Origin of the sequence: Streptomyces incanus, assembly GCF_042656345.1 — a bacterium.
GTDB lineage: Bacteria > Actinomycetota > Actinomycetes > Streptomycetales > Streptomycetaceae > Streptomyces > Streptomyces incanus.
Map to the genome: position 1 here is coordinate 33,158 of NZ_JBHSPC010000147.1, position 25,040 is coordinate 58,197.

27 protein-coding genes and 2 pseudogenes are annotated in these 25,040 nt (G+C 69.6%); 16 read left to right on the plus strand and 13 right to left on the minus strand.

All coding sequences use genetic code 11. The features are described 5' to 3' along the window. Nucleotides 1–24 precede the first annotated feature (24 nt). Nucleotides 25–762 carry a VOC family protein gene (locus ACFP2V_RS35135; RefSeq protein ID WP_381219535.1) on the plus strand — a complete coding sequence of 246 codons (738 nt, stop codon included), beginning with the start codon at nucleotides 25–27 and terminating at the stop codon, nucleotides 760–762. 239 nt (nucleotides 763–1,001) lie between these two features. On the opposite strand, the gene ACFP2V_RS35140 is transcribed toward ACFP2V_RS35135, so the two are convergent. After that, nucleotides 1,002–1,274 carry a GntR family transcriptional regulator gene (locus ACFP2V_RS35140; protein WP_381219608.1) on the minus strand — a complete coding sequence of 91 codons (273 nt, stop codon included), beginning with the start codon at nucleotides 1,272–1,274 and terminating at the stop codon, nucleotides 1,002–1,004. Nucleotides 1,275–1,428: 154 nt separating this feature from the next. Here ACFP2V_RS35140 and ACFP2V_RS35145 point away from each other — a divergent pair, with 154 nt between their 5' ends. The 3 genes from ACFP2V_RS35145 (at nucleotide 1,429) to ACFP2V_RS35155 (ending at nucleotide 2,688) form a co-directional block, all read left to right on the plus strand. Continuing rightward, nucleotides 1,429–1,755, plus strand: coding sequence for a hypothetical protein (locus ACFP2V_RS35145; protein ID WP_381219538.1), 327 nt, complete (start codon nucleotides 1,429–1,431; stop codon nucleotides 1,753–1,755). Further along, nucleotides 1,752–2,039: a hypothetical protein gene (locus ACFP2V_RS35150; protein WP_381219541.1), complete on the plus strand. Its 288-nt coding sequence runs from the start codon at nucleotides 1,752–1,754 to the stop codon at nucleotides 2,037–2,039. Before ACFP2V_RS35145 ends, ACFP2V_RS35150 begins: the two co-directional genes overlap by 4 nt. 76 nt (nucleotides 2,040–2,115) lie before the next feature. Further along, nucleotides 2,116–2,688, plus strand: coding sequence for a Uma2 family endonuclease (locus ACFP2V_RS35155; RefSeq protein ID WP_381219544.1), 573 nt, complete (start codon nucleotides 2,116–2,118; stop codon nucleotides 2,686–2,688). A 57-nt stretch (nucleotides 2,689–2,745) separates the two neighbouring features. On the opposite strand, the gene ACFP2V_RS35160 is transcribed toward ACFP2V_RS35155, so the two are convergent. Then, complete coding sequence (locus ACFP2V_RS35160; RefSeq protein WP_381219611.1) at nucleotides 2,746–3,291, minus strand: rhomboid family intramembrane serine protease; 546 nt, start codon at nucleotides 3,289–3,291, stop codon at nucleotides 2,746–2,748. A gap of 185 nt (nucleotides 3,292–3,476) precedes the next feature. On the opposite strand from ACFP2V_RS35160, the gene ACFP2V_RS35165 reads away from it, so the two are divergent. The 6 genes from ACFP2V_RS35165 (at nucleotide 3,477) to ACFP2V_RS35190 (ending at nucleotide 7,859) form a co-directional block, all read left to right on the plus strand. Next, on the plus strand, nucleotides 3,477–4,190 hold the full coding sequence (locus ACFP2V_RS35165) for a UbiX family flavin prenyltransferase (RefSeq protein WP_381219546.1): 714 nt from the start codon (nucleotides 3,477–3,479) through the stop codon (nucleotides 4,188–4,190). A 109-nt stretch (nucleotides 4,191–4,299) separates the two neighbouring features. Further along, nucleotides 4,300–4,758: an Lrp/AsnC family transcriptional regulator gene (locus ACFP2V_RS35170; RefSeq protein ID WP_055595914.1), complete on the plus strand. Its 459-nt coding sequence runs from the start codon at nucleotides 4,300–4,302 to the stop codon at nucleotides 4,756–4,758. A gap of 48 nt (nucleotides 4,759–4,806) precedes the next feature. Next, on the plus strand, nucleotides 4,807–5,970 hold the full coding sequence (mqnE, locus tag ACFP2V_RS35175; protein ID WP_326754161.1) for an aminofutalosine synthase MqnE: 1,164 nt from the start codon (nucleotides 4,807–4,809) through the stop codon (nucleotides 5,968–5,970). A 17-nt stretch (nucleotides 5,971–5,987) separates the two neighbouring features. Beyond that, nucleotides 5,988–6,512 carry a GNAT family N-acetyltransferase gene (locus tag ACFP2V_RS35180; RefSeq protein WP_381219551.1) on the plus strand — a complete coding sequence of 175 codons (525 nt, stop codon included), beginning with the start codon at nucleotides 5,988–5,990 and terminating at the stop codon, nucleotides 6,510–6,512. A 163-nt stretch (nucleotides 6,513–6,675) separates the two neighbouring features. After that, entirely contained in the window at nucleotides 6,676–7,002 is a 327-nt protein-coding gene (locus ACFP2V_RS35185) for a DUF4229 domain-containing protein (RefSeq protein WP_381219615.1), read from the plus strand. 86 nt (nucleotides 7,003–7,088) lie between these two features. Further along, nucleotides 7,089–7,859, plus strand: a complete 771-nt coding sequence (locus tag ACFP2V_RS35190; protein ID WP_381219554.1) for a TetR/AcrR family transcriptional regulator — start codon at nucleotides 7,089–7,091, stop codon at nucleotides 7,857–7,859. Here the strand turns inward: ACFP2V_RS35190 and ACFP2V_RS35195 are convergent. Further along, nucleotides 7,829–8,611, minus strand: coding sequence for a MaoC/PaaZ C-terminal domain-containing protein (locus tag ACFP2V_RS35195; RefSeq protein ID WP_381219557.1), 783 nt, complete (start codon nucleotides 8,609–8,611; stop codon nucleotides 7,829–7,831). The genes ACFP2V_RS35190 and ACFP2V_RS35195 overlap by 31 nt on opposite strands. On the opposite strand from ACFP2V_RS35195, the pseudogene ACFP2V_RS35200 reads away from it, so the two are divergent. Together ACFP2V_RS35200 and ACFP2V_RS35205 are read left to right on the plus strand one after the other, a co-directional pair. Then, nucleotides 8,528–8,749, plus strand: a pseudogene (locus ACFP2V_RS35200) (acetyl-CoA C-acetyltransferase); the annotation flags it as partial. The gene ACFP2V_RS35195 and the pseudogene ACFP2V_RS35200 sit on opposite strands and share 84 nt — an antisense overlap. Before the next feature lie 363 nt (nucleotides 8,750–9,112). Continuing rightward, nucleotides 9,113–11,089, plus strand: coding sequence for an AMP-dependent synthetase/ligase (locus tag ACFP2V_RS35205; protein WP_381219619.1), 1,977 nt, complete (start codon nucleotides 9,113–9,115; stop codon nucleotides 11,087–11,089). Here ACFP2V_RS35205 and ACFP2V_RS35210 read toward each other — a convergent pair. Next, nucleotides 11,084–11,815: a class I SAM-dependent DNA methyltransferase gene (locus ACFP2V_RS35210; protein ID WP_381219560.1), complete on the minus strand. Its 732-nt coding sequence runs from the start codon at nucleotides 11,813–11,815 to the stop codon at nucleotides 11,084–11,086. The genes ACFP2V_RS35205 and ACFP2V_RS35210 overlap by 6 nt on opposite strands. A 128-nt stretch (nucleotides 11,816–11,943) precedes the next feature. Next, nucleotides 11,944–12,147: a cold-shock protein gene (locus tag ACFP2V_RS35215; RefSeq protein ID WP_003992177.1), complete on the minus strand. Its 204-nt coding sequence runs from the start codon at nucleotides 12,145–12,147 to the stop codon at nucleotides 11,944–11,946. 312 nt (nucleotides 12,148–12,459) lie between these two features. On the opposite strand from ACFP2V_RS35215, the gene ACFP2V_RS35220 reads away from it, so the two are divergent. The 3 genes and pseudogenes from ACFP2V_RS35220 to ACFP2V_RS35230 all read left to right on the plus strand — a co-directional run bounded on the left by ACFP2V_RS35220 (nucleotide 12,460) and on the right by ACFP2V_RS35230 (nucleotide 18,704). Beyond that, nucleotides 12,460–13,308 carry a menaquinone biosynthetic enzyme MqnA/MqnD family protein gene (locus tag ACFP2V_RS35220; protein WP_381219563.1) on the plus strand — a complete coding sequence of 283 codons (849 nt, stop codon included), beginning with the start codon at nucleotides 12,460–12,462 and terminating at the stop codon, nucleotides 13,306–13,308. A 164-nt stretch (nucleotides 13,309–13,472) separates the two neighbouring features. Continuing rightward, nucleotides 13,473–14,133, plus strand: a pseudogene (locus tag ACFP2V_RS35225) (protein kinase domain-containing protein); the annotation flags it as partial. A gap of 101 nt (nucleotides 14,134–14,234) precedes the next feature. Continuing rightward, a complete protein-coding gene (locus ACFP2V_RS35230; protein ID WP_381219566.1) occupies nucleotides 14,235–18,704 on the plus strand; it encodes an FtsK/SpoIIIE domain-containing protein in 4,470 nt (1,489 codons plus the stop codon). On the opposite strand, the gene ACFP2V_RS35235 is transcribed toward ACFP2V_RS35230, so the two are convergent. From ACFP2V_RS35235 to ACFP2V_RS35245, 3 genes are read right to left on the minus strand one after another with little or no spacing between them, the layout of a single operon-like run. Further along, nucleotides 18,673–19,236, minus strand: coding sequence for a hypothetical protein (locus tag ACFP2V_RS35235; protein ID WP_381219569.1), 564 nt, complete (start codon nucleotides 19,234–19,236; stop codon nucleotides 18,673–18,675). The genes ACFP2V_RS35230 and ACFP2V_RS35235 overlap by 32 nt on opposite strands. A 12-nt stretch (nucleotides 19,237–19,248) precedes the next feature. Next, entirely contained in the window at nucleotides 19,249–20,700 is a 1,452-nt protein-coding gene (locus ACFP2V_RS35240) for a hypothetical protein (RefSeq protein WP_381219572.1), read from the minus strand. A gap of 10 nt (nucleotides 20,701–20,710) precedes the next feature. Beyond that, nucleotides 20,711–21,037 (minus strand): hypothetical protein, encoded by a 327-nt coding sequence (locus ACFP2V_RS35245; protein WP_381219575.1) that lies wholly within the window; start codon nucleotides 21,035–21,037, stop codon nucleotides 20,711–20,713. A 220-nt stretch (nucleotides 21,038–21,257) separates the two neighbouring features. On the opposite strand from ACFP2V_RS35245, the gene ACFP2V_RS35250 reads away from it, so the two are divergent. After that, the gene (locus ACFP2V_RS35250; protein WP_381219578.1) at nucleotides 21,258–21,398 is read left to right on the plus strand and encodes a hypothetical protein; all 141 of its coding nucleotides are present in this window, start codon (nucleotides 21,258–21,260) and stop codon (nucleotides 21,396–21,398) included. A 105-nt stretch (nucleotides 21,399–21,503) separates the two neighbouring features. Here the strand turns inward: ACFP2V_RS35250 and ACFP2V_RS35255 are convergent, their stop codons facing one another. The 5 genes from ACFP2V_RS35255 to ACFP2V_RS35275 form a co-directional block, all read right to left on the minus strand. Continuing rightward, nucleotides 21,504–21,764, minus strand: a complete 261-nt coding sequence (locus tag ACFP2V_RS35255; protein WP_381219581.1) for a WXG100 family type VII secretion target — start codon at nucleotides 21,762–21,764, stop codon at nucleotides 21,504–21,506. A 180-nt stretch (nucleotides 21,765–21,944) separates the two neighbouring features. Further along, nucleotides 21,945–22,715 (minus strand): hypothetical protein, encoded by a 771-nt coding sequence (locus tag ACFP2V_RS35260; RefSeq protein WP_381219622.1) that lies wholly within the window; start codon nucleotides 22,713–22,715, stop codon nucleotides 21,945–21,947. After that, a complete protein-coding gene (locus ACFP2V_RS35265) occupies nucleotides 22,708–23,034 on the minus strand; it encodes a hypothetical protein (RefSeq protein ID WP_381219584.1) in 327 nt (108 codons plus the stop codon). The genes ACFP2V_RS35260 and ACFP2V_RS35265 overlap by 8 nt, the downstream gene beginning before the upstream one ends. A 22-nt stretch (nucleotides 23,035–23,056) precedes the next feature. Beyond that, nucleotides 23,057–24,553 carry a C2 family cysteine protease gene (locus tag ACFP2V_RS35270; RefSeq protein ID WP_381219587.1) on the minus strand — a complete coding sequence of 499 codons (1,497 nt, stop codon included), beginning with the start codon at nucleotides 24,551–24,553 and terminating at the stop codon, nucleotides 23,057–23,059. Continuing rightward, nucleotides 24,553–24,789: a hypothetical protein gene (locus ACFP2V_RS35275; RefSeq protein WP_381219590.1), complete on the minus strand. Its 237-nt coding sequence runs from the start codon at nucleotides 24,787–24,789 to the stop codon at nucleotides 24,553–24,555. The genes ACFP2V_RS35270 and ACFP2V_RS35275 overlap by 1 nt, the downstream gene beginning before the upstream one ends. Between the last annotated feature and the right edge of the window lie 251 nt (nucleotides 24,790–25,040).

Here is a 25,040-nt window from a genome sequence, read left to right on the forward strand (position 1 = left end):
TAGGGGCCGCCTAGGGTATGCGACATGACGCTGCAACTTGTTCAGGTGAACTTCAAGGCCCGGGACGACTCGGCGCTCGGCCAGTTCTGGGCGGAGGCGCTCGGCTGGGGGGTTTCCAGCGAAGGGCCCGGCGTCACCAACCTGGAACCCGTGGGCTTCGACTGGCCGGACCCGTCCGCCGTCTGCATCGATCTCGTCCGGGTCCCGGATCCGGAGACGGTGAAGTACCGCGTGCACATCGAGCTCGCCACCACCTCCGACGCCCATCAGGCGGAGTTGGTCGCACGTCTGAAGGAGCTCGGGGCGACGCCCGTCGATGTGGGTCAGGGCGACGCGCCGTGGACGGTGATGGCCGACCCGGAGGGCAACGTGTTCAGCGTCCTGGAGCCCCGGGAGCTCTACCGGGACACCGGGCCGATAGCCGCCGTGGTCGTCGACTGCACCGACCCACGGGCCATGGTCCGGTTCTGGGGCGAGGCGATCGACTGGACCGTCCACGAGCTGACCGACGACCGCGCTCTGCTGCGCTCCGTCAAGAGCGTCGGGCCGTACCTGGAGTTCCGCCGCACGCCCGACGACGAGGTCGTGTGGAACCGCGTCCATCTCGACATGATGTCCGACCCCGTCGAGGATCAGGCGAAGGAGGTCGCCCGGCTCGAAGGTCTCGGCGCGATACGGACCGACGTGGGTCAGGGTGACGTCTCCTGGGTCGTCCTGGCCGACCCGGCGGGCAACGAGTTCTGCGTCCTCGGCCGGGGCTGACGCGGAACTCCGCCCGCTCCCTCATGGCGGTGCGGCAGTGCGCGGCGCCGGGCCCCGCCCTCCCCGGCCGCCAACTCACGACAGCCTGACCCACACATACGGCAGGAGAGCCCCTTTTTGGGCAGGTGTCATTCCTGGGACACCATCCCGCCCGGCTGCGTCGTCGTCCCGGGCGACCGACATCCGAGGCCAGGCCCACGAGGCACGGCTCCCGGACGACTGGCGGCGCAGTCCGAACGTCAGGTGGTTTCTTCCTTGGCGCGGGCGTTCCTGATGATGTCCAAGGCGTCGCGGGCGACGAAAGAGCCCAGGCCGGGTTCGGTGTAGATGAGCCCTTCCTTCTTCAGGTTCTGGTTCACCTTCTGGGCTGTGGCCGATGCGATGCCGAACTCGGCGATGATCTGGATGACTGAGGGGACGCGCGTACGCGGCGCGTAGGTGCCGTCTTCGATGCGGCTGCGGATGACGGCGGCCACCTGCCGCCAACGGGGAACATCGGGCTCGAACTTCATCACCAGGACATAGTGCGGTCCGCTAAGACACCTGTGCGACCCACGAGACGCCTAGCATGCTAGGCGTGCCTCTGTTAGCGTGATCGAATCCATGGACCCCGGCGGCGATGGCACTCGCCCCGGGGCACGGCACCAGCTGAAAAGGAGCTGACGCGTGTCCGAGCCTATCCCTGCCCTCCTGCCCTGTGCGGCCCTCTTCCTCGCATCCGCCGCGGTCCTGCTCACCCTCGCCCGTACGGTCCTGCCCGCTCCGCCCGAACCGGCGGCCGGACGGCACAGGCGTACCGTGCGGCCTCTCACGTACCGAACCGTCGCCCGCTCCCGCTGCCCGGAGCGGCCGCTCGCCGGCGAGGCCACCCGCACGGTCCGCCCGTACGTCGTCGCCGCCGAGCGGGCGGCCCGGCGGTGGGAGCGGGAGCTCGCGGCGCTGGGGCCGGACGGGTCCGGCCCGTACGTGATGCACGGGGTGGAGGTCGCATGACGTGCGAGTCGGCGTCCGGAGAGAGCCACGAGCCGCGCCCTCTGCCCTGGCCCGGTTCTGACGGCAAGCGCGCCTACGTCATCGCCGATCCGGCGCGGCCCGGACCGGTCTCTCGTCGCGCGAACGCGGTGGAGGCCGCCCAGCTGGAGATGGCGGCCGTTCTGCTGGGGCATGCCCGGCAGTTGGTGGATGAAGCAGGTCCGGAGGAACTGCGGTATCTCGTGGCCGAGCTGACGCGGACGCTCGCCGACACCTTGCGTATCGCGCTGAGAGTGAAGTCCTGAGGAAACCGGCACACACGGCCGCACGCGTCCGTAGCGTGCGGCCTACCATCGGGGACAGGACACCAGGGAGGTTCCCGTGACCGTCTCGGACCTTGACCGCCTGCACTCGCAGCTCAGCAGGCTGGAGGACCTGTTCCCCGGCTATCACACGGAGATCGTCGAGGGCAGCATCATGATGAACCCGGTCAGGCCGTTCCACGGGAAGACGATCACGCGACTGTGGACCGAGCTCGAGCCCCAGCTGCCCTCCGCCTGGGCTCTGGTCACGGACGTGGCCTTTCCGTTCGACGACGACAACGAGTTCTGCCCCGACCTGGCGGTCATCCCGGCTGAGGCGGAGGAGAAGAACAGCGGCGCGTACCAGCCCGACCTGATCGAGTTCGTGGCCGAGGTGGTGTCGCCGAGCAGCGTCCGCCGCGACTACGAGGTGAAACCCCGCTGGTACGCCTCCCGCGGCATCGCCAACTATCTGGTCTTCGACCCGCTCCGGGGCCACGTCGTCACTTTCTGGAACCCGGGCCCGGACGGCTACAGGGGTCGCGACACCCTCGCCTACGGCCCCGACCTCACGGTTGACTCCCCGCTCGGCAAGCTGACGATCGCCACTGCCGCTCTCCCCGTGGATCCCAAGGCCCCCAGCCGGTCCTGACCGCCCGCAGGGACCCCGCACTGGCCTGTGCGCGCCCCTCCGCGCCACGACACGGCCTCACGCGGTGAGCGCGCCCCGGCGGTCGGGGCCGCGCCGGAACAGGAAGGCCGAGGCCACGCCGGCCAGCAGGCCGATGAGGTGGCCCTGCCAGCTGACGCCGGCCTGACCGGGGGCGATGCCCGCGAGGATCGAGCCGCCCCAGACCGCGCCGACCAGCACGGCGACGACGACGCCCATCGGCCGGCGCTCCACGAAGCCGCTGCACAGCAGGAAGCCGAAGAGGCCGAAGACCAGGCCGGAGGCGCCCGCCGTGTTGGTGTGCGCCGGGGCTATGAGCCACACCCCCAGACCGTCGCAGACGATGATCAGCGCGCACACGGCGGCGAACCGGCGCAGGCCGCTGAGGGCGGCGAGGAAACCGAGCACCAGCAGCGGCACACTGTTCGCCGCGACATGGGCGAAGCCGAAGTGGATGAAGGCGGAGGGAACGACGTCGACCAGCTCCGAGGCCGTGCGCGGCACGACGCCGAAGTCGTCCAGGGCGTGACCGGAGGCCGCGTCGGCCACTTCCAGCAGCCACAGCAGTGCCACCCATGCCGCCATCACCACGGTCGCCGTCTTCGCCCGCTCGCGCCCCGACCACCGCACATCCGTGTTGGACACGGCAACCCCCTCGCTTTGATCGTCCCCCGGAAACGGACCGATCGTCCGCTCGGCGTCCGCCCGAGAGACGGATCGATCGTCCGCCTGGGAAACGGACCGGACCCTTGGCCGGTTCCCCTCCCACGATGCCGGATAGGCTCGGTGTCGTGAACCATCTCAAGCCAGGGGAGACGACGCGAACGCCTTGGATCCTGGGGGTGTCCGGCGCTTCCGGCACGCCATATGCGGCAGCCGTCCTCCGTGCGCTCCTCCAGGCGGGGGAGAGCGTCGACCTCGTCGTCAGCCGTGCCTCGCGGCTCACCCTGCTGGACGAGACCGGCATCTCCTTCCGGGACGCCCACTGGCGCGACGACCTGCGGGAATGGCTGTCCCGTGGAGCGGACGGCGAGCCGGACACCTTCACCGTGGACCTCGACGGCGTACGGCACTGGGCCGCCGGTGACCTCGCCGCGGGCCCCTCCTCCGGCTCGTATCCGAGCAAGGGCATGCTGATCGTGCCCGCCTCCACGGCCTGCGTGGCCGGGGTGGCGCTCGGGCTGTCCAAGGACCTGCTGCAACGGGCGGCGAGCGTGACCCTCAAGGAGGGGCGCACCCTGGTCGTGGCCGTACGGGAGACCCCGCTGAACGGCCAGACCCTGCGGCACCTGGTCTCCCTCGACGACGCGGGCGCGACCGTGGTGCCCGCCTCACCGGCCTTCTACGCGGGCGCGACGCACATCCAGGACCTGGTGGACTTCGTCGCCGGCCGCGTCCTCGACGCGGCGGGTGTCGAGCACCGGCTGTACCGCCGCTGGAAGGGCGAGCTCGGGGGTGGATCACCATCGTCCCGTACCGCCTGAGCAGTACCCGCACCCCCGGTGCACCCTCCGTGCGCCCCAGCACACCCCGAAGCACCACTCACCGATTCTCAATCACGTGCAGACCTCTTCAGCGGAAGGCTTCGATCGCATGGACGCGGTGGACAGGCAGCTCATCCAGGCCCTGAGAGAGAACGGCCGGGCCTCCTACGCCGAGCTGGGGCGCCTCGTCGGCCTGTCGGGGCCCAGCGTCACCGACCGGATCAACCGGCTGGAGGCGGCCGGCGTCATCACCGGTTACCGCGCCACCGTGGACGCCGCCTCGCTCGGCCTCGGGGTGACCGCCCTGATCGGCATCTCGCTCTCCGACGCCGCCGACCACGAGGACGTGGCGCAGCGGCTGAAGGACCTGAGCGAGATCGAGGACTGCTGGTTCATCGCCGGCGACGACTCCTTCATGCTCAAGGTGCGGGCGGCCGACGTGGACGGACTGGAGCGGATCATCCGCCGGCTGTCCGGCACCAAGGGCGTCTCCCGGACCCGTACCACCATCGTGCTCTCCACGAAGTGGGAGAACCGCGTCGGTGAGCTGCCCGAAGAGGTCCAGTAGCCGGGGCGTTACGGTTGGCGGAGTCTGTCTCAGGAAAGAGGTATCGGCATGGACGTCGGGCTCAAGCGCGAGCTGGAGGAGAAGGTCCGCTCCGGCGAGCGGCTGTCCCGCGAGGACGGCATCGCGCTGTACGAGTCGGACGACCTGGCCTGGTTGGGCGGGCTGGCGCACGAGGTGCGGACGCGGAAGAACGGCGACGTCGTCCATTTCAACGTCAACCGCCACCTCAACATGACGAACGTGTGCACCGCTTCCTGCGCGTACTGCTCCTTCCAGCGCAAGCCGGGGGAGAAGGACGCGTACACGATGCGGATCGAGGAGGCGGTGAAGCTCGCGAAGGCGATGGAGGCGGAGAACCTCACCGAGCTGCACATCGTCAACGGGCTTCACCCCAACCTGCCCTGGCGCTACTACCCGCGCTCCCTGCGCGAACTGAAGGCCGCGCTGCCGAACGTGTCGTTGAAGGCGTTCACCGCCACCGAGATCCACCACTTCGAGACCATCTCCGGGATGTCCGCGTCCGAGATCCTCGACGAGCTGATCGACGCCGGGCTCGAGTCCCTCACCGGCGGCGGCGCGGAGATCTTCGACTGGGAGGTCCGGCAGCACATCGTCGACCACCGCACCCACTGGGAGGACTGGTCGCGGATCCACCGGCTGGCGCACGAGAAGGGGCTGAAGACCCCCTGCACCATGCTCTACGGTCACATCGAGGAGCCCCGCCACCGCGTCGACCACGTGCTGCGGCTGCGTGAGCTCCAGGACGAGACCGGCGGCTTCCAGGTCTTCATCCCGCTGCGCTACCAGCACGACTTCGTGGACATGAAGGACGGCAAGATCCGCAACCGCCTTCAGTCCAGGACGCAGATGGCGACCGGCGCCGAGGCGCTGAAGACGTTCGCCGTCTCCCGTCTCCTCTTCGACAACGTCCCGCACGTCAAGGTCTTCTGGGTGATGCACGGCGTCAACACCGCCCAGCTGGCCCTCCAGCACGGCGCGGACGACATGGACGGCTCGGTCGTCGAGTACAAGATCACGCACGACGCGGACGACTTCGGCACGCCGAACAAGCTCACCCGCGACGACCTGTTGGACCTGATCCGCGACGCCGGTTTCCGCCCGGTGGAGCGCAACACGCGGTATGAAATCATCCGAGAGTACGACGCCGCCGACCCCGCCCGCCGCGAGTCCCCGCAGCCGATGCGGGTCTGAGGGAGAACCCCCGTCCCATGCCGCTGACCTTCATACTGGATCCGCCTGTCACTCCCGAACTCCGTGACGGCATCCTGGAGTTGTGGGTGGACGTCACCGACGCGGGCGGAGCCGTCGGCTTCGTGCCGCCGGTGACACGGGAGGACGTCCGGCCGGAGCTGGTACGGCAGTTCGTGGCGATGGAGGAGCAACGGTCCCGGCTGCTCGTCGGGTTCGACGGGGAGGGGCGGGTCGCCGCGACGGCGTTCCTCACCCTCAACACCCACCGCCTGATGACGCACTGGATCTGGCTGTACACGGTGATGGTCCACCCCCGCCACCAGGGCAAGGGGTACGGCCGTGACCTGCTCGCCGCCGCCGAGCGGGCCGCCCGCGCCCTGCCCGGCATCGAGGCGATCCGGCTCACCTGCCGCGGCGGCCTCGGCCTGGAGCGCTTCTACGGTTCCTGCGGCTACAAGGAGGTGGGCCGGGTCCCCGGCGCGATCCGGGTGGCCCCGGGCGACGACCGGGACGACGTCGTCATGCTGCTGCCGCTGGCCTGATCCCGGGCTCGGGTCGGGGGCCAGGTCGGGGGAGATTGTCATGTGCGCGCCCGCGCGTGGACCCCGCCGAGGGCGTACGGGGGCGGGCGTGCTTCACTGGGGGTGTCCCATTGGGAACCCCTTGGGATACGTTCTGGCCGTTCGTCCGGGAGAGTGGAAGAAGATGCTCCGCTACACGTTGATGCGCTTCGGGATCTTCGTGGGCTGCCTCCTGGTCGTCTGGTGCCTCGTCTACTCAGGCCTCGCCCCGCGCGGCCTGGGCGAATCCAACGGGCTGTGGGTCATCCTGCTGGCCCTGGTGTTCTCGGCGCCGATCAGCTTCGTCGTGCTGCGCAAACAGCGGGACCTGGCCTCCGAGAACATCGTGCGCCGGGTCGACCGGGCGAAGGCCAACCTGGAGGCCAACCGCAGCCAGGAGGACGACGCCGACGACGACGCCCGCGGCACGCGGGCGCAGGGCCAGGCGCAGGAGCAGGCGAAGGCCTCGTAGGGCCGCGGGGGCATGTGCCCGGTTCGGACGGGGCGGGTTTCCCGCGCGGACGGGCGAGGGTGCCGCCGCCCCGTAGGCTGATCCGTATGGGTGCCGTGAAGAGCAAGCGGATGCCGCGTGCGGTCCGCGAACAGCAGATGCTGGACGCCGCCGTGCAGACCTTCGGCCAGCGCGGATACATGGCCGCGTCGATGGACGAGATCGCCGAACTGGCGGGCGTGTCGAAGCCGTTGGTCTACCTGTATCTGAACTCCAAGGAAGACCTGTTCATCGCGTGCATCCGCCGTGAGGCGAAGGCTCTCGTCGAGGCGGTGCGCGCCGGTGTCCGTCCCGTGCTCCCCGCGGACCGCCAGCTCTGGGCGGGGCTGACGGCGTTCTTCACCCACACCGCGCGGCACCCGGACGGCTGGGCCGTGCTGCATCTCCAGGCCCGTACGCACGGCGAGGTGTTCGCCGCCGAAGTCGCCGCGATGCGCGCGGACATCGTGACGTTCGTGACCGAGCTGATCCTCGCCGCCGCCCGAGAAGCACTCCCCCAAGCTCTCGGCTGTGCTCGAGCAGGGGGGACCCCCATGGACCCCCACCTCCCCAGCGGCGAGGTGGCCGGGCTCGCGGAGGCACTGGTCGGCGCCGCCGAGGCGCTCGCGGACTGGGCCAACAACGCCCCGGGCGTCACTGCCCGACAGGCGTCGGCCACCCTGATGAACTTCGCCTGGGCGGGACTGGGCGACCTGATGGCGGGCCGCCCCTGGTCGCCGCCCGACGGCGAAGCCTTGGACGTCGGTGCCGGGGTCGGTGCCGGAGACGCCGGGGCCGGCGCGGTCGTTCACGCCGGGCGGACCTGCCCGGTGAGGTGAAGGCGGTCGCCAGGGCCGCGCAGCCCGAAGTGCCCGTACCGTGCCCCGTACGTCACCGTGCCCGGCAGCAGGACCGGCGCTTCGAAGCCGGCCCGGACCGTCACCGCTTCCGGGGCGCCGCGCGCGGCGAGGCAGCGGGCCACGGTCCACATGCCGTGCGCGATCGCGCGGGGGAAGCCGAAGAGCCGTGCGGTGAGCGGGTGCCGATGGACCGGGTTGCGGTCGCCGGCCGCGGCACCGTACCGCCGCCCCGTGTCCCCGGCCGGCAGCCACGCGTCGACGACGGACAGCGGCTGCGCCGTCGCTGATTCCTCCTCCGGACGCGGGGCGGGCCGGCCGGAGGCGGGCGGACCGGAAGCGCGGTGCCGGGCCGGATACGTGCTCCGCGACTCCCGTACGAGGTCACCGCCGGGCGACCGCAGCCCGGTGACCACGGCGGCCTCCGTACCGCGCCGGTGCGGTGCCGGCCCCTCGATGCGCACACTCGGTCCGTGCGTCCCGGCGACGGGCACGGTCCGGTGCCGGGTGATCTCCCTCGACGTGTGGACCAGCCCCAGCAGCGACAGCGGGAAGCCCGGGCCGCTCATCAGCCGCATGGCCGCAGGGAAGTCCCGGACTCCGACCTGATCGAGGTCCACGAGGCCCTCGCGTCCCGGGCACTCGCCACCCCGGCCGCCAGGGAGAAGCGGGGCCTGAGCCCGGTCGACCGCGCCCGGATGAACGTGGCCGGCTCCTCCCCGGTGACGGGCCACCCCTTCGCCGCCACCGGTGCCCGCATCATCGCGCCCCTCGCGAGACTCCCGGCCGGACGGGACGCCCCCGCCCGCGGCCTGATCTCCGTCTGCGCGGCGGGCGGGCAGGGAGTGACGGCCATTCCGGAACGAACCTGAATCACCCTCATGCATCTCCCGACGCTGCACATCCCCGGCTCCGGACCCTCTCCGAACCCGCACGAACCCACCATGTGGAGCCCGTACGATCCCGAGTCCGAACCGGTGACGACTCCGTGACGCCTGTCCTCCGAGGACGCCGGAGGGCGCCGGTGAACGCCTCGGCGTGCGAGGCACGTACGTCATCGCAGCAAGCAGGTCCACTGCACGCCCCAGGAGCCGCCCGTGTCCGCAGTCCCGTCCTCACCCGTCCCCTCCTACGACTCGTACGACTCCTACGGCGGCTCGGCCGCCGTCCCGTCGCGTGCCGTTCCGCCGACCGCCTCGCCCGCTGTCCCGACCGTCGTCCATTCCACCGCCGCCATGAGCGACGCCTCCGGCGAGCCGGTCCTGGCCGAGCCCGAGACACGGCGGCTGGACGGGGTCGTACGGGAGGCGGCCGTACCGCCGCTCGCGCGGCCGGTGCGGCACGGATCGCTCGCCGACCTGCCCTTCGACAACGCGAACGCGGCACCGGACACGGTGGTCCTGAGCCGCCGCCCCAAAGGCCCGGGCGACGACAGGGACGGCGGGGGCGGTAGGGGCGCCAGAACTACCGAGGCCGGTGGGAACAGCGGGAACGGCAGGAACGGCGGTTGGACGGATGTGACGGCCGCCGAGTTCGCCGCCCAGGTGATGGCCGTGGCGAAGGGGCTCATCGCCGAGGGCCTGACCCCGGGCGACCGGATCGCCGTGATGGCCCGCACCCTCTACGAGTGGACGCTCCTCGACTTCGCCGCCTGGGCGGCGGGACTGGTCACCGTCCCCGTCTACCCGACCTCCTCCGTCTACCAGGCCCGCTGGATCCTGCACGACTCGGGCGCGGTCGCCCTGGTCGCGGAAACGGCCGCCCAGGCCGCCGCCCTCGGCCCCGAACTGGGGCACCTCACCGACCTCCGGCACGTCTGGGTCGTGGAGAAGGGCCATGTCGAACGGCTCGCGGAGGCCGGCACCCACCTCCCGGACCAGGAGGTGGAGGTACGCCGCGGGGTCCTCGGCCCGGACACCCTCGCCACCCTCGTCTACACCTCCGGCACCACCGGCCGCCCCAAGGGCTGCGCCCTCACCCACGGCAACTTCTTCGCCGAGGTGGACAACGCCATCGAGCTGCTCTACCCGATCTTCAAGGCCCGGACCAGCGAGGAGGCCTCCGTCCTCCTCTTTCTCCCCATGTCCCACGTCTTCGGCCGGATGGTCGCCGTCGCCTGCGTCCGGGCCCGGGTACGGCTCGGCCACGCGCCGAGCCTGAAACCCGAGGAACTGCTCCCGGACCTGGCGAGCTTCCGGCCCACGTGCCTGCTGGCCATCCCGTACATGCTGGAGAAGATCTTCAACACCGCGCGCGCCAAGGCGGAGTCGGGCGGACGGGCGGCCGCCTTCGACCGCGCCGCCTCGGTGGCCCGCCGCTACGGCGAGGCCGTCGATGCCCGCCACACCGGTACGGGCCCTGGCCCGAGCGGGTCCCTGAAGATCGCCCGCGCCTTCTACGACCCCCTGGTCTACCGCCGTATCCGCAACGCCATGGGCGGCAGGGTCCGCTACGCCATCTGCGGCGGCTCCCCGCTCGGCCGCGACCTGAGCGCTTTCTACGCCGGTGCCGGCATCGAGATCTTCGAGGGCTACGGCCTCACGGAGACCACCGCCGCGTCGACGGTGACGCCCCCGCTGAGGCCCCGGCTCGGCACGGTGGGCCGGCCGCTGCCCGGTACCCGGATCCGTATCGCGGCGGACGGCGAGATCCTCGTCGCGGGCGAGCACGTACTGCGCGGCTACTGGGACCCCCAGGCCGGCGGAGTCGTCCCCGCTGCCCCCGGCGGCTGGCTCGCGACCGGTGACATCGGCGAACTGGACGACGAGGGCTACCTGACCATCACGGGCCGCAAGAAGGAGATGCTGATCACGGCGGGCGGCAAGAGCGTCGCCCCGGCCCCGCTGGAGAACTGGCTCCGCTCGCACCCTCTGATCTCCCAGTGCATGATTCTGGGCGACCGCCGCCCCTACGTCTCCGCCCTGATCACCCTCGACCTCGACGGCATCACCCACTGGCGCCGGATGAACGGCAAGCACCCGGTCCCGGCCGAGCTCCTGGTCGACGACGAGGACCTGCGCGCGATCCTGCAACGCGCCCTCGACGAGGTCAACAAGACGCTCTCCCGCCCCGAGTCCATCCGCCGCTTCGCCGTCCTCCCCCTCGACTTCAGGGAGGACGCGGGCCATCTGACGCCGTCCATGAAGCTGCGCCGCGAAGCGATCCTCCGCGACTTCGCGGAGGAGGTGGAGGGGCTGTACCCGGGCTCATGAGGGGTGGGCCGTGTGGCGGTCGGCCGAGCGGGCGATGTGCGGTGTGCGGGCGATGAGGAACGCCTGGGGGGTCGACTCGCCCTGTTCGTCGTCCGCGGCCCGCTCGGAGCGCAGGACGAGTGCGAACCCGGCCGCTTCAAGGGCCTCGGCCATCCGGTCCGGGCGGCGCCGCTGGAAGTCCAGGGCGACCGGGTGACCGAACGGATGTTCCAGGTGGAGGGCTTCTTCGCCCGCCTGGAAGGCGAGGAGGAGATGGCCCCCGGGCGCCAGGAGCCGACGGAAACCGGCGAAGAGCGCCGGTAGCTCGTCCTGCGGGGTGTGGATGCTCGAGTACCACGAGACGATGCCGGCCAGCGTGCCGTCCGGGATGCCCGGCTCCAGCATCGACCCCTGCTCGAACCGCAGGCCCGGGTTCTCGCGGCGGGCGATCCCGAGCATGGATTCCGACAGGTCGAGGCCGAAGGCGTCCAGGCCGCAGGAGGCCAGGTGGGCCGTCACCCATCCGGGACCGCACCCGAGGTCGGCGACCTCGCCACCGGCGCCGCTCGCTTTGACGAGCCCGGCGAATCCGGCCAGCAGCGCCAGCTCCAGGGACTGGGCGGCGAAGACGTCGCGGAAGCGGTCGGCGTAGTCCTCGGCCACGGCGTCGTAGAAGGCGCGGGTGGCGACGATGTGATCCGGGTCCGGGTTCGGGGCTGGGGCCGGGGCGGTGGCGGCGTCCGTCATGGGCGGGAGCCTAGCCGTGCTCACGCCGTTCCGTGGCGGGTTCCCGTGAGGGGAAAAGGCAGGAGCCCCTTTCGCCTGACGGCGGGGGGCTCCTTGGGTACTACTGGTCGTTCCCGGATCGGAGAGGATCAGACCGGGGTGACGTTCTCCGCCTGCGGGCCCTTGGGACCCTGCGTGACGTCGAAGGACACCTGCTGGTTTTCCTCGAGGGAGCGGAAGCCGCTCGCATTGATCGCGGAGTAGTGGACGAAGACGTCGGGGCCGCCGCCTTCCTGGGCGATGAAACCAAAGCCCTTTTCGGCGTTGAACCACTTCACGGTTCCGGTAGCCATAAGCCCTCCTTGGGCCCAAAGGGTTGCCCTGCTCCAGAACCCAGCAAGTGTGAAGACCAATTCTGCACAATCGCATCCGTCTGAGAACGACGAGAGCCCGCGGTCACATGCTCCGCAGGCTCTGTACTGCAAGGGAAACCAAACTGCAACTTGCGGACGAGCCTAGCATGTGACCGCCCGCACGCAATAGAGGTCAAGATCACGTCACCCGAAAGTTTGAACGTCGCTTCCGCCATGTGCTCCGACGCCACAGCCGGGCTGATGCCAGGGCCCGGAGAGCCCGTCCCGCGGCACGAGGGCTAGCCTCGCGATGTGGACAATCCTCGCACCCGGCCGCGCGTCGGACACATTCAGTTCCTGAACTGCATGCCCCTCTACTGGGGGCTTGCGAGAACGGGCACTCTCCTCGACTTCGAGCTGTCGAAGGACACCCCCGAGAAGCTCAGCGAGAAACTCGTGCAGGGAGATCTCGACATCGGGCCGATCACCCTGGTCGAGTTCCTCAAGCACGCCGACCAGCTCGTCGCCTTTCCCGACATCGCCGTCGGCTGCGACGGCCCGGTGATGTCGTGCGTCATCGTCTCGCAGGTCCCGCTGGACCGGCTGGACGGCGCCCGGGTCGCCCTCGGGTCGACCTCGCGCACCTCCGTACGCCTCGCCCAGCTCCTGCTCGCCGAGCGGTACGGCGTACAGCCCGACTACTACACGTGCCCGCCCGACCTCAGCCTGATGATGCAGGAGGCCGACGCGGCCGTCCTCATCGGCGACGCGGCCCTGCGCGCGACCATGATCGACGGACCTCGCTTCGGGCTCGACGTGTACGACCTGGGCGCGCTGTGGAAGGAATGGACAGAGCTGCCGTTCGTCTTCGCCGTCTGGGCGGCACGCCGCGACTACCTGGAGCGCGAGCCGGTCATCACCCGGAAGGTGCACGAGGCGTTCCTGGCCTCCCGCGACCTCTCCCTGGAGGAGGTCGGCAAGGTCGCCGAGCAGGCGTCCCGCTGGGAGGCCTTCGACGAGAAGACGCTGGCCAGGTACTTCACCACGCTCGACTTCAGCTTCGGCCCGCCGCAACTGGCGGCGGTCGCGGAGTTCGCGCGCAGGGTGGGACCGACGACGGGCTTCGCGGCGGACGTGAAGGTCGACCTGCTGCAGCCGTGAAGGCCGACCTGTTCCGGCCGTGACGGACGCCGCCGTGGAGGCCGCCGGGCGCCCGCCGCGGCTGTGAGGACGCGGAAACCGCCCCTGCGCAGGGCCTCCCACCACCCTGCCGGCAGACGCCCGCGTACGGGTGGGACGGGGGAGGGGCGGACGGGGTGGACTCCATGCGGCCGCTCGACGTCGACGAGCCCGTGACGGTGGGGCCGTACCGGCTGCTGGGCAGGCTCGGTGCCGCCGGCATGGGCCGGGTCTACCTGGGTCGCAGCGCCGGCGGCCGCACGGGCGCGGTGAAGATCGTGCATCCGCACTTCGCGCTGGACGAAAAGTTCCGCGCCCTCCCCCAAGCTCTTGACGAGCAGGGAGGACCCCCAGCGGCGCGAGGCCGCGTGCCGGGTGGGCGGTGCCTGGACGGCCCCGGTCCTGGACACCGACCCCGAGGCGCGCGTGCCATGGGTCGCCACGGTCTACGCGGCGGGCCCGTCCCTCACAGCGGCGGTCACACACGGCGGCCTCCTGCCCGCCCACACCGTAAGGGCGTCGGGCGCGGGCCTGACCGAGGCGCTGACGGCGGTGCACGCACTGGGACTGGTGCACAGGGACGTGAAGCCGTCGAACGTCCTCCGCATCCTCGGCGGCCCGCTGTTGATCGACTTCGGTATCACCCGCGCGATGGACGGCGGCATCGTGGCCCTGGACGTCAAGACGGGCAAGCTCCGTTGGACCTACAGCGACAGCAAGGCCGTCGGCGAGCCGTGGCAGGTCACCGCCTTCGGAAACCGGCTGCTGGTAACGCACGGGCCGGAGGTCTACGCGCTGCCGGCGGTCTGAGGCACGAGTGGCCGAACTCGCGGTCGGAGACTGACAGTAGTCTCCGTTGTCGGAGCAACGAATACGGTCACAGAGGCCGACGGGGGAGGAAGACCACCATGCGGATGCTGGTCACGATCGTCAGCGAGAGCGGTGAGCCACACGACGTCGTCGTCACCGCCGACGACACCGCGACGGCCGGCGACGTCGCGGAGGCGCTGTCGACGGAACTGGGCCGAAGCGGCGCCCCGAGGGGCATGCCGGCGAACGTCAGGGTCCTGCCCGTCATGGCGCCGCCCCCGCTCCCTGGTTACGGGACCGGCGGGCCGTCCCTGTGGGTCGACGGCGTGCTCTGCAACCCGGCGGCACCCGTGGCCCAGGTGCTGCAGGACGGCATGCGGGTCACCGTGGACGACTCCATGGGCCCGTTGCTGCGCAAGGGCGAGCCGGTCGGACAGTACGAACTGAGGGTGGCCGGTGGTCCTGCCTCCGGGCGAGTGGTCCGGCTGGGAATCGGAGCGGCCACGGTCGGTGCCGCACCCACGTGTTCGCTGCCTCTGACGGACACGTCGCTGCCGCCGGTCGCCCTGAGGATCACGATCGACATGAAGGGCGGCACCACGCTCGTCCCCGAGAGCGGCGCCGAGGTCCTGCTCGACGACCAGCCGGTGACGTCCGGTACGCCATGGCCGCTCGGCGATGTCGTCCGGGTCGGCGATTCGCTGCTCGTGCTCGACCGGGTGGCCGAGCCGGACGCCCACCTGTCCGCGATGAGCGAGGGCGGCCTCGCCTACAACCGGCCGCCCCGCCTGTCCCCGCTGAGGCCCCGGCGGCGGCTGGTCGTACCCGTACCACCCGCCAAAGGGGACCGGGCACGCTTCCAGTTCATCATGGCGTTCATGCCCATGCTCTTCGGTATCGGCATGTACTTCCTCACCAAGCAGATCTACATGCTGCTCTTCTGCCTGATGAGCCCGCTGATGATGGCCGCTCAGTGGATCAGCGAGAACCGGGATGGAAAGAAGAAGCACAAGACCTCCGTCAAGCAGTACAGGAAGGACCGTGCCGCTCACGAGGCCGAACTCGCCGTGCTCGGAAAGGAGGAGCAGCGCACCCGTCGCGCGGACAGCCCCGACCCGGCCGAGATCCTGCTGTTCGCCACGGGACCGCGCCGCCGTCTGTGGGAGCGTCGCCTCACCGATCCCGACGCCCTGCATCTGAGGGTCGGCTCCGGCAGCCTTCCGTCCGACGTCGAACTCGTCCTGGGCCGCGGCGGTTCCCTGTACGAGGAGGAGCGTCCCGAGCCCCCCGTCCTGCCGGACGTTCCCGTCACCCTGCCCTTCACCGAGCTCGGTGTGATCGGCATCGCCGGGGACCGGGCACGTGCGCTGGCCACCGCCCGCTGGCTCGGCGTACAGGCAGCGGTGTTGCACAGCCCGCGGGACCTTTCCCTCGTGACGCTCGGTTCTACCCCGAACGTTGGCGCCGACTGGCACTGGGCGCACTGGCTGCCCCACACCAGCCCCGACCAGGGACAGGACTGCGTCGCGCTGGTCGGCTTCGACTCCGAGGGAATCACCCGCCGTGTCAACGAGCTGCTCAACGAGCTGGCCCGGCGCAAGGCGTCCCGTGAGCAGAACAACATGACGGGCCGGCTGTACCCGGACCCCAACGTCCTGCTGATCCTCGACGGGGCCCGCCTGCTGCGCCGCGTACCCGGCGTGCCACAGCTGCTCGCCGAAGGCCCCCAGTACGGCATTCTCGCCCTGTGCGTCGACGAGGACGAGCGCCTCCTGCCGGAGGAGTGCAAAGCGGTCGTCGCATGGTCTCCCGACTCCGCGCACCACGTCCGGGTCCGCGGCCACGGGCTGGAGGCCGCGGGGGACGTGCTGGCCGACCAGGTCACCTCCCAGTGGTGCGAGCTGCTCGCCCGTTCCCTCGCCCCCGTCCGGGACGTCAGCAGAGACGACGCCGGGAGCGCACTGCCCACTTCGGCCAGACTGCTGACACTTCTGGGCATGCCGGATCCGACCGGGGCCGATGTGAAGCGAATCTGGCGCGCGGGCGGTTCCACCACGGCGGCGCCCGTCGGCATCGCCGCGGACGGTCCCTTCGTCCTGGACATCCGGCGGGACGGACCGCACGCGCTGGTCGCGGGAACCACGGGTGCCGGTAAGTCGGAGCTCCTGCAGACGATCATCACCTCGCTGGCCGTCGCCAACAAGCCGGACGCACTGAACTACGTACTGATCGACTACAAGGGCGGCAGCGCCTTCATGGACTGCGCCCGCCTGCCGCACACGGTCGGTATGGTCAGTGACCTCGACGCCCATCTGACCGAGCGGGCCCTCGCCTCGCTCGCGGCCGAGCTGCACCGCCGGGAGAAGATCCTCTTCGACGCCGCCGCCAAGGACATCGAGGACTACAACGACACGCGCAAGCTCCGTCCGGAACTGGAGCCGATGCCCCGACTCGTCCTGGTCATCGACGAGTTCGCCTCCCTGGTCGCCGAACTCCCCGACTTCGTCGCGGGCCTGGTGGACATCGCCCGCCGCGGCCGTTCCCTGGGCGTGCACCTGATCCTGGCCACCCAGCGGCCCGCCGGCGTCGTCAGCGCGGACATCCGCGCCAACACCAACTTGCGCATCGCGCTGAGGGTGACGGACGCCTCGGAGTCCATCGACGTCATCGAAGCCCCCGACTCGGGTGCGATCGCCAAGTCGACCCCTGGTCGTATGTACGTGCGCTCCGGTGCACAGTCCCTGGTCGGTGTACAGTCCGCCCGCATCGGTGGCCGCCGTCCCGCGACGGGCGGGGCCGGCCCGAAGGCGACGCTGCTGCCGCTGCCGTGGAACGCCTACGGCCGCCCGCTGCCCAAGCGGGCCGAGGCCGAGGACGACGGCACCATGGTCACCGACCTGGCCGTTCTCGTCGACGCGGTGCGGGACGGCGCCCGGCTCATGGGCTTCGGCGAACAGCGCAGTCCCTGGCTGCCGCCCCTGGCCGAGCGGGTCGCACTGGACGAACTCACCGCATACGAAGTCGAGTCGGCCGCTGATCGGCCATCCGACGTGGCTCCCATCCCGTACGGCCTGATCGACCTGCCGGCGAAGCAGTCCCGTACGCCGCTGTCCCTGGACCTGGTGCACGGCGAGCACACCATGCTGCTCGGCGGTGCCCGCTCCGGCCGCTCGACCGCCCTGCGGACGCTGGCGGGCTCGCTGGCCCGCACCACCTCCCCGCACGACGTGCACCTCTACGGCATCGACTGCGGCTCCAACGCGCTGCTGCCCCTGATGCGGCTGCCACATGTCGGTGCCGTGGTGACGCGCGACGAGCCGGACCGGGTACGGCGTCTCATCGAGCGCCTGCTGGCGGAGATCGCCCGCCGTCAGCAGTTGCTTGCCATGGAAGGCGCTTCCAGCGCGGCCGAACAGCGCGCGACGGCCGCACCGGAGGAGCGTCTCCCCTGGATGGTGCTCCTGCTGGACAGCTGGGAGGGCTTCGCCTCCGCCTTCGAGAACTACAACTACGGCCAACTGCTCGAGGCGGCTCAGCGCATCTTCCGTGAGGGTTCCGCGGTGGGCCTCAAGGTCATCATGACCGCTGACCGCAGTGGACTGAGCGGTCACGTCTCGTCCGCCTTCGCCGACCGTCTGGTGCTGCGCTTCGCCGACCCGAACGACTACTCCACGGCGGGGCTCCAGGCCCGCGAGGTCCCGAAGAACATGCCTCCGGGACGAGCGCTGCGCATCACGGACACGGGTGTGGACGAAACCCAGATCGGCCTGCTCGCGGACGATCCCGCCGGTCAGGCACAAGTGAGGGCCCTGCGTGAGATCGCCGAGGAGGCGGCAGACCGCCACGGCCGGGTACCGGCCGGCCGACGCCCCATGCGGGTGGATGCACTGCCGTCGCGCATCACGGTGTCGGAGGCGCTCGCCCTCGACCCGGACTTCACACCGTCGTCCCCGCTCTGGGCGCTGATCGGCGTCGGCGGCGACGAGCTCCAGCCGATCGGCATCGACCTGGAGGAGAACGGCCCCGGCTTCGTCATCGCGGGCCCGCCGAAGTCCGGCCGTTCCACGCTCCTGGTGGCCGCCACGGAGACGCTGCTGCGCTCCGGCACACCGGTGGTGCTGGTCGCCCCGCGCCGTTCGCCTCTGCGCGAGTTGGAGGGACGCGACGGTGTGCTGGGCCTGTTGAACGCCGACAGTAGGGAGGACGACTTGGAGGAGCTGGTGGACAAGGCGTCCGGCGGCTCGTACGTCGTGGTCGTCGACGACGCCGAACTCCTCTACGACACCAGCCTTGACGAGGCCCTGGAGACCGTCGTCCGCAAGGGCGCCGACGGCGGCATCGGCCTCATCGCAGCCGGCTCCACCGACAGCCTCTCGGGTCAGTACCGCGGCTTCGCCGTCGAGGCCCGCAAGTCCCGCAACGGCCTGCTCCTGACACCCCAGAGCCCGTCGGAGGGCGAACTCTTCGGCATCCGACTCCCGTCCAACAGCGGCGGCGGCCCCGCGGGCAGCGGCCTGTTCGTGGCCGGCGGGTCGTTCATGCCGGTTCAGGCGGTGATGAACGGCTGACGTGGGTACGGAGGATTCGGCGGCGGAGCGTCACAACGACTGTTCCAGTCAGGAAGAAGGCAGTGAGGGCGGAGGTGCCGTACGCAGGCACATTGAAGGGAGGATCGATTACCCAGCTGTGGTAGAGGCTGCGAGACGGGTCTTTGGGGTCGTACGTGACCAACATTGTGTCGCCGGTCTGAGCGTCGGGGTACATCCCAGCGTAGTCCCCCAGCTTGACTTCGGTTCCTGAATTGGGGCCCTGGACGAGTCTGACCTTTACATACTTGGGTTTGTTGTCGAATCCGGTTACCACGGCAGCGACGGTGATCCCGCGAGCGCGCAGGTCATGCAACAGGAAGCGCGGAGGAAGCCATAGGGCTAGGGATAAGACGAAACCCAGCAAGGACATGCCGAAGATACCGAGGATCAGGCGGCGTTGAGGTAGTTCTGGACGAGGCATCCACGCGGCGCGCATGGCAGCCAGCCTTTGTCCTTTCGCGACATGGGGTGGCAACTGGTATTGATCTGCGGGGTGCTTCTTCTTAGCCATCGTTGATCCACCTCACGAGAACCACCCGCTCACCGTTTTTTTGACGCTAGACGTTGTGTTACTGATTGCCTCACCCGTTTCTTTTACTGCATCCGTGACAACATTTACCGCCTCCCTGCCAATTGGGCTCTTGATCACGTAAGAAGTGCCGTAGCCAATTCCGAAGCCAGCCACCACTCCGGCCGCGATGCTCCATCCGACGGGGCCCCCGACCAGCGCCATCGCTCCCAGGGTGGCGCCAGCCCCGGCAGCCATCCCACCGACGTTGGCCGCCACGGCGACGTCCTTCTCCTCCCCGTGACCGATGTCCCACCCGATGGCCCCGACGGTGAGGACCGTACCCACCAGTGGCAGCTTGCCGCCTGCGTGGAGTGCACGGCCGAAGAGAGTTGTCGAGCTGGGGGGTCTGAGACCGGGAACCTTGCCGATCAGCCAGCTGCCGCCATCGGCGATGGAGACCTCCAACAACCGGGAGAACGAGCCCATACCGTACTTGGCGAGAATGCGTTCAGCCTCGCGAGCGGACTGTCTGGCGGCTCGAGCCGCTCGCCTGGTGTCCTTCTTGAACTTTCTCCGATCTTCCGGGCTCATGCTGTTGATGCGCTGCTGGTACAGCCGACTCGCTTCGTCGGAGAACTTCTGCGACCGCTCCCAGAGGTGACCGGCGTACTTCGCCTGCATACCTATGACGGAGGCCAGCAACCCTGCTGTGTCGGACCACGTGTCCGCCGGGTCGCCGAGCTTTGTCACAGCGATCTTCGTGTGCTTCCAGGCGATCGCCCAAAGGTCGGTGTCGTCACCTTGCATGAGCGCCCGGTTGAACACGGCCGTGGGCTCGTCCTTGCCGATGTCGCCGTGGAACAGGGCTGTTGTCCTGTCGAAGCCGGGTGCGGGGGAAGCGGCCTTGACGGCGGTGGTGAACGCGGAACCGAAGACCTTGACGTCGTTCTCGGAGGAAGGCGCGCTGGCGGTGGCCACTGTCACCGGCAGGATCTTGAGCAGCTGCGGTTTCATCCTGGCGTAGAACGCCGAAGTGAAATCGGGGTCCCCTTCGTGCTTGGCCAGCTCCACCGCGATCCGGTGGAATTCCGCGCCGGCCTTGCTCGGGTCGAGGTCAGCTGCCTTGTTGATCTCCTCGGCGAGCTTCTTTCCGTTCTTCCGTGCCTCGCCGACCCCCGGGACGGGCTCACGCAACTGGACCATGGTCCCGCGCTCGAGCCCTCCTGGGTCCGTCTCCATGGCCGCTGCCAGAGCCTGCCTCCGACGCAGTATGGGAAGTTCGTCATCCACCCAGCCGGCGATCTTCCCGATCTCCGTCAGGTCCGCCGTGTCCAGGCCGAACTTCTGGAACCTGGAGAGATAAGAGGTTTTCGCGCTGTGCAGCGTCTTGCTGCTGGATTCCATGTTCTTGATGGTCCGCAGCAGGTTGTCCGGGTTGATTCCGGAAAAGTTCGGGTCGGCCACCGGTGGATTCCTATTCGCATTCCTGTGCCGAGCCGACGGCGAGCCGGGGATCGACCAGGACGGCCCGGGCGCCCGATCCCTTCAGGGCCCCCTTGGCTTCTCCGGTGGGGGCGACGCCCCGGAATTGCTGCTCTCCCATCGCCTCGACCAGCGGGCGAACCGAGGTGAACGCGAGTGCGACAAGCTGCTCCTGACCGTCGGCCGCGGCTACGGGAACGAGGGTCACCTCAATGGAGCTGTCGCCAAGAGGGGAGCCGTCAGATGGCTGCCGCACCTTGCTCATGGTGGGCGGGACGAGGTATTCAGGATTGCTCTCGGGCGTACCGCTGGAGGCCATTGGCTTAGATTATGAGGCGCTGAGAGCAAGGGCAATTCCGGACATGAAATAGAATTCAGAAGATAATATCAATAGCGGGATTCGAATCGAACGCACCCCATCCCGGAAAGGCAGACCCGCAGAAGCCGCACAGTGAGCTCGTCGAGGAGGCGGAGAATCTCAGGCGGGCCCTCAAGGAGTCGGCCGAGGACGTCGGAGGCGACGAGGCGACGAGGCCTGGGTGGGGAAGAACGCCCGAGCCTGGCATCAAGAGCCGGGCGAACAGGTGGGCAAGCTGCTGCCGGTCATCGACGCGGCCCTCCGCTGCGAGCCCGAGAAGGTGGCGGCGGCGGAGGCCCGTTCGTACCACGACAGAGCCTGACGCCGGATCTCGTACGAACGCCGACGGGGCACCGGGACCAAGCCTGGACGGGTTGTGGTCCCGGCGCCCCGGCCGGTTGCGCGCTCCGCGTGATTCGCCCTGGAATCAGGTGGCGCGCTCGATGTTGTCGGCGCTGGTGTTCGCGGCCTTGCTGGCGTCGTTCAGCGTGTCGACCCACTTGTCGAAGGTCGGCTTCACATCGCGCCAGTCGTCCCGGAACCGGTCGGCCTTTGGGCCCTTCCAGTAGCCGGAGCTGTCCGCCGTGCCCGACTGCAGATCCTTGATCAGGAGCTGCAGGTCGTGGGCCTTGCGGGCGTACAGCTTCGACAGTTCCCGGAGCCGTGCGAGATCTGCACCGCGATCCATGGGCATTCCTCCCCGTGTCAACAAAGGCAAGCGGACTGTCCGTTCGCAACAGTGGACGCTACAACACCAACAGCAGTTCCCGTCCAATGCTGTTGCAGACGGGATCTTCTGGTGAACAACCGGTGTGCACGGTCGTCCTGACCGGCGTCGGCCGGGCGCTCAGCCGGGACCGGACCCCCGCTACGCGCTCGTGCGGGTGAGCTGGACGGCCTGTTCCGTCAGCGTCGAGACCTCGAACAGCACCCCCGCGAACTCCACCGTCTCCCCGACCCGTACGTCCTTGTAACCGGCGACCGGGATCGCGGCGCAGTTCGCGTCGACGCCGGCTGTTCCGGCGGCGGGGTCGATGTAGGAGACAGTGATGGACAGGCCCGTGGGGAAGCGCTGCACTCCGCCGTTGTCGAGCAGCGAGAGCGTGTTGCCCTCGGCCGGGAAGCCCTTGGCGGCGGCGGCCAGGACGGTGCGGTCGGTGGTGAAGCAGAGGCCGTCGTCGGCCGGTCCCTGCCGGGGCTCCAGCGACTCGGGCGCGGCGGCGAGCGCGGCCTTGTCGTCGGCGGACTTCGCCTCCAGCACCACGCGGTAGGAGCAGATCTGCCGCACGGTGTAGTCGTGGCCGGAGACGGTGACCTCCGCCCCGGGCTCGACGGTCCACTCCCGCTGTCCCGACGCGTACTTCGCGCCGTCGCGCAGCGTCGCCGTACGCGTCGTGCCGTCCGCGTCGGCCCCGGCGTACTGCACGCCACCGCCGCCGGGCAGTTTGAAGCCGCCACCGCGCAGGACGTGCGCCCCGTCGGCCGGGGCGGTGCCCACACACGCCGGGCCCTTGTCCCGCGCCGCGGGGGTCGCGCCACCGTCGCCGCCTTCGTCACCGCCGCCGGACGACGTACCGCATCCGGTCAGCGCCAGCAGGGCCAGGGAGACGACCGATCCCGTGATGCCGTACCTACTCACCGGCCTGGACACTGGTCCCCTCCTCCACGGCGTCGGTCGCGCGTTCCAGGACGACGCGGGTGCGGTAGTCGACCTCCGCGACCCGCCACATGTCGCCGGTGATCTCCACGGCGTCGCCCGCCGTCAACCCGTCGTACTCGACGGGCGGCCGGCCCTCGCAGCTGACTTGGATACGACCGTGCACCGACGGCTGCGCGAAGACCGTCGCCACGATGCGGTGCGGGAGGCCCTCGTACTGGACGGTGTACGGGACGTGGTAGCGGAGCACCCACCGGCCGTCGAACTCGAAGGGGTACTTGACCTGCGGTTGGTCGGGCACTGCACTCACCTGTCGCGCATCGTCACGGGACATCGAAGGCCTCGGGTCCCTGGAAGTACTTGTCGAGCTGGTCCTGGCTGACGGTGATCGGCGGATAACCGTGGACACCCCAGGGGTTGCCGAGGACGACCTTGCCGTCGTCGGTGAAACCGCGGACGTAGTAGGCGTGGTTGCTGTGGTACGTGCTGCCCCACTCCTTTGGGTGGTTCTTGTCCAGGCTCTCGTCGTCCGGAGTGGAGAGGGTGACGACCTTCCCGGACTCGTACGCCCTCCTCAGCGAGGCGATGTCCTTGTCGTCGCGCTCGCCGATGCCGAGGAAGCCGCCCGTCTCCAGGTCCTCGCCCTCCTGGCCGGTCAGGTAGGGGGCGGACTTCTTCGGGTCGTCGCCCTCGATGCCGCCGTACCCGCGCTCGCCTTCGCCGTCGTCCGAGTAGACCATCGCGAAGGCCTTCTCGTAGTACGCCGGCCACGTCTCACCGTTGCCGTACGTGCTGATCGGGTTGCCGTTCTGATCGGTCGGCAGATCGGCGGTCATGGTCACCCAGTGGTGATTGCCCTGCTTGTCCCAGACGCGGACACTGACCGTGCCGTTGGGGTTCTGCTTGATGCCGTCCTGGATGAACTTCGGGTCCTTCTGGGCCAGTCCGGCCAGCGAGGCCACGTACCAGCAGTCGCCGAACTGGTTCTGGCTGATGTCGTCGGCGGAGACCCCGTCCTGGAACAACGGGTCGGAGGGGGCCGCCCAGTGGATGCCGTTGTTGGTCTGGCCGTTCTGGTCGTTGCCGCCGCTCTCGTAGGCACCGGTGTTGGTGAACGTCGGCTGCATCCCCGGGAACGCCGCCTGGAACTTGTCCACGTTCTGCGGACTGATCTTGGACAACATCAGGCTCAGCGTGTCCCGGCGTGCGGCCTCGGGTAGGCCGTTGTGGTCGAACGGGCTCCAGACGGAGTCACCGGTGTCAGTGATCAGCTCGTTGTAGAAGGCGAGGTCCTTGGGCGATGCCTTCGTCAGGAACGCGTCCAGCTCGGCCGCGGTGAGTCCGTCCAGCCCACCGGAGACCTTCTCCAGGTCGTCCCGGTTGCCGTTGGCGCCGAAGTCCTTGCCTTGCAGGGACTGGAGATCGCGGAGAGCGGCGTCGATCTTCTTCGCGTCGGGTGGTTGCTCGTCCAGGAAGACGCTGCCGTCGCTGACCGGGTAGCCGAGCTTCTCCAGTTCCCTGAGGCCCTCCATCTGCTTGATGCGGCGCTTCATCGACGCCTGCATGTCGCCGAGTTCGCCCTGGAGGGACCCGGGCAGGCGCCGGCGGCCACCGAAGAACGACGGGACGGGAATCAGGTCGCCGACGAGCCCCTGGAGGTCGGGGTCGCGGGACGCGCTCTGGCCGGGCGGCAGGTTCTGCTGGGCACTGGTGAGAAGGGTCGCGAGCTGGGTGTGCAGTTGCCCCGAGTGCCCGGCGAGGGCGTCCAGATCGCCGGCCAGCGACCTCAGCTTGGCGGCGTCGAATCCCCTGAATGCCATCAGTTGCCGCCCGTTCCGACCTTGGACCTGTCCTTCTCCTTGGCCTGGCGGTCCAGTTCGTCCGCTTGGTTCTCCCAGCGAGTCGCGTCCGCCAGCAGAGCCGTGCCCATGCTGTTCAGCGTGTGCTGCCGCTGCTGGAGCGCGCCGGTGCACTCGTCGGCGAACGGACCCTGCCAGATCGCACCCTTGTCGTCACCGGTACGGAAGCCGCCGGCGCGGGGCGTGGCCCTCTTCACCGCGTCATCGAGGTACGGCCCGAGGCGACGGGAAAGCGCCCGAGCCTCCCGAGCGCACTCCCGCAGCCTCTTCGCGCGTCTCTTCAACTCGGCGGCGTCCTCGCTGGGCCCCACGTCTGGCTTCCCCCATTGTGGTCATTTGCTGCCATTTCGTGCGGGTGACTCCGTGACAGTTCCGTTGCAGCATACGAGGGCGGTGTCATAGCCTCGAAGCAACAGTGCAGGTGAGAAGGGTTGCTCGTGGCAGTGCG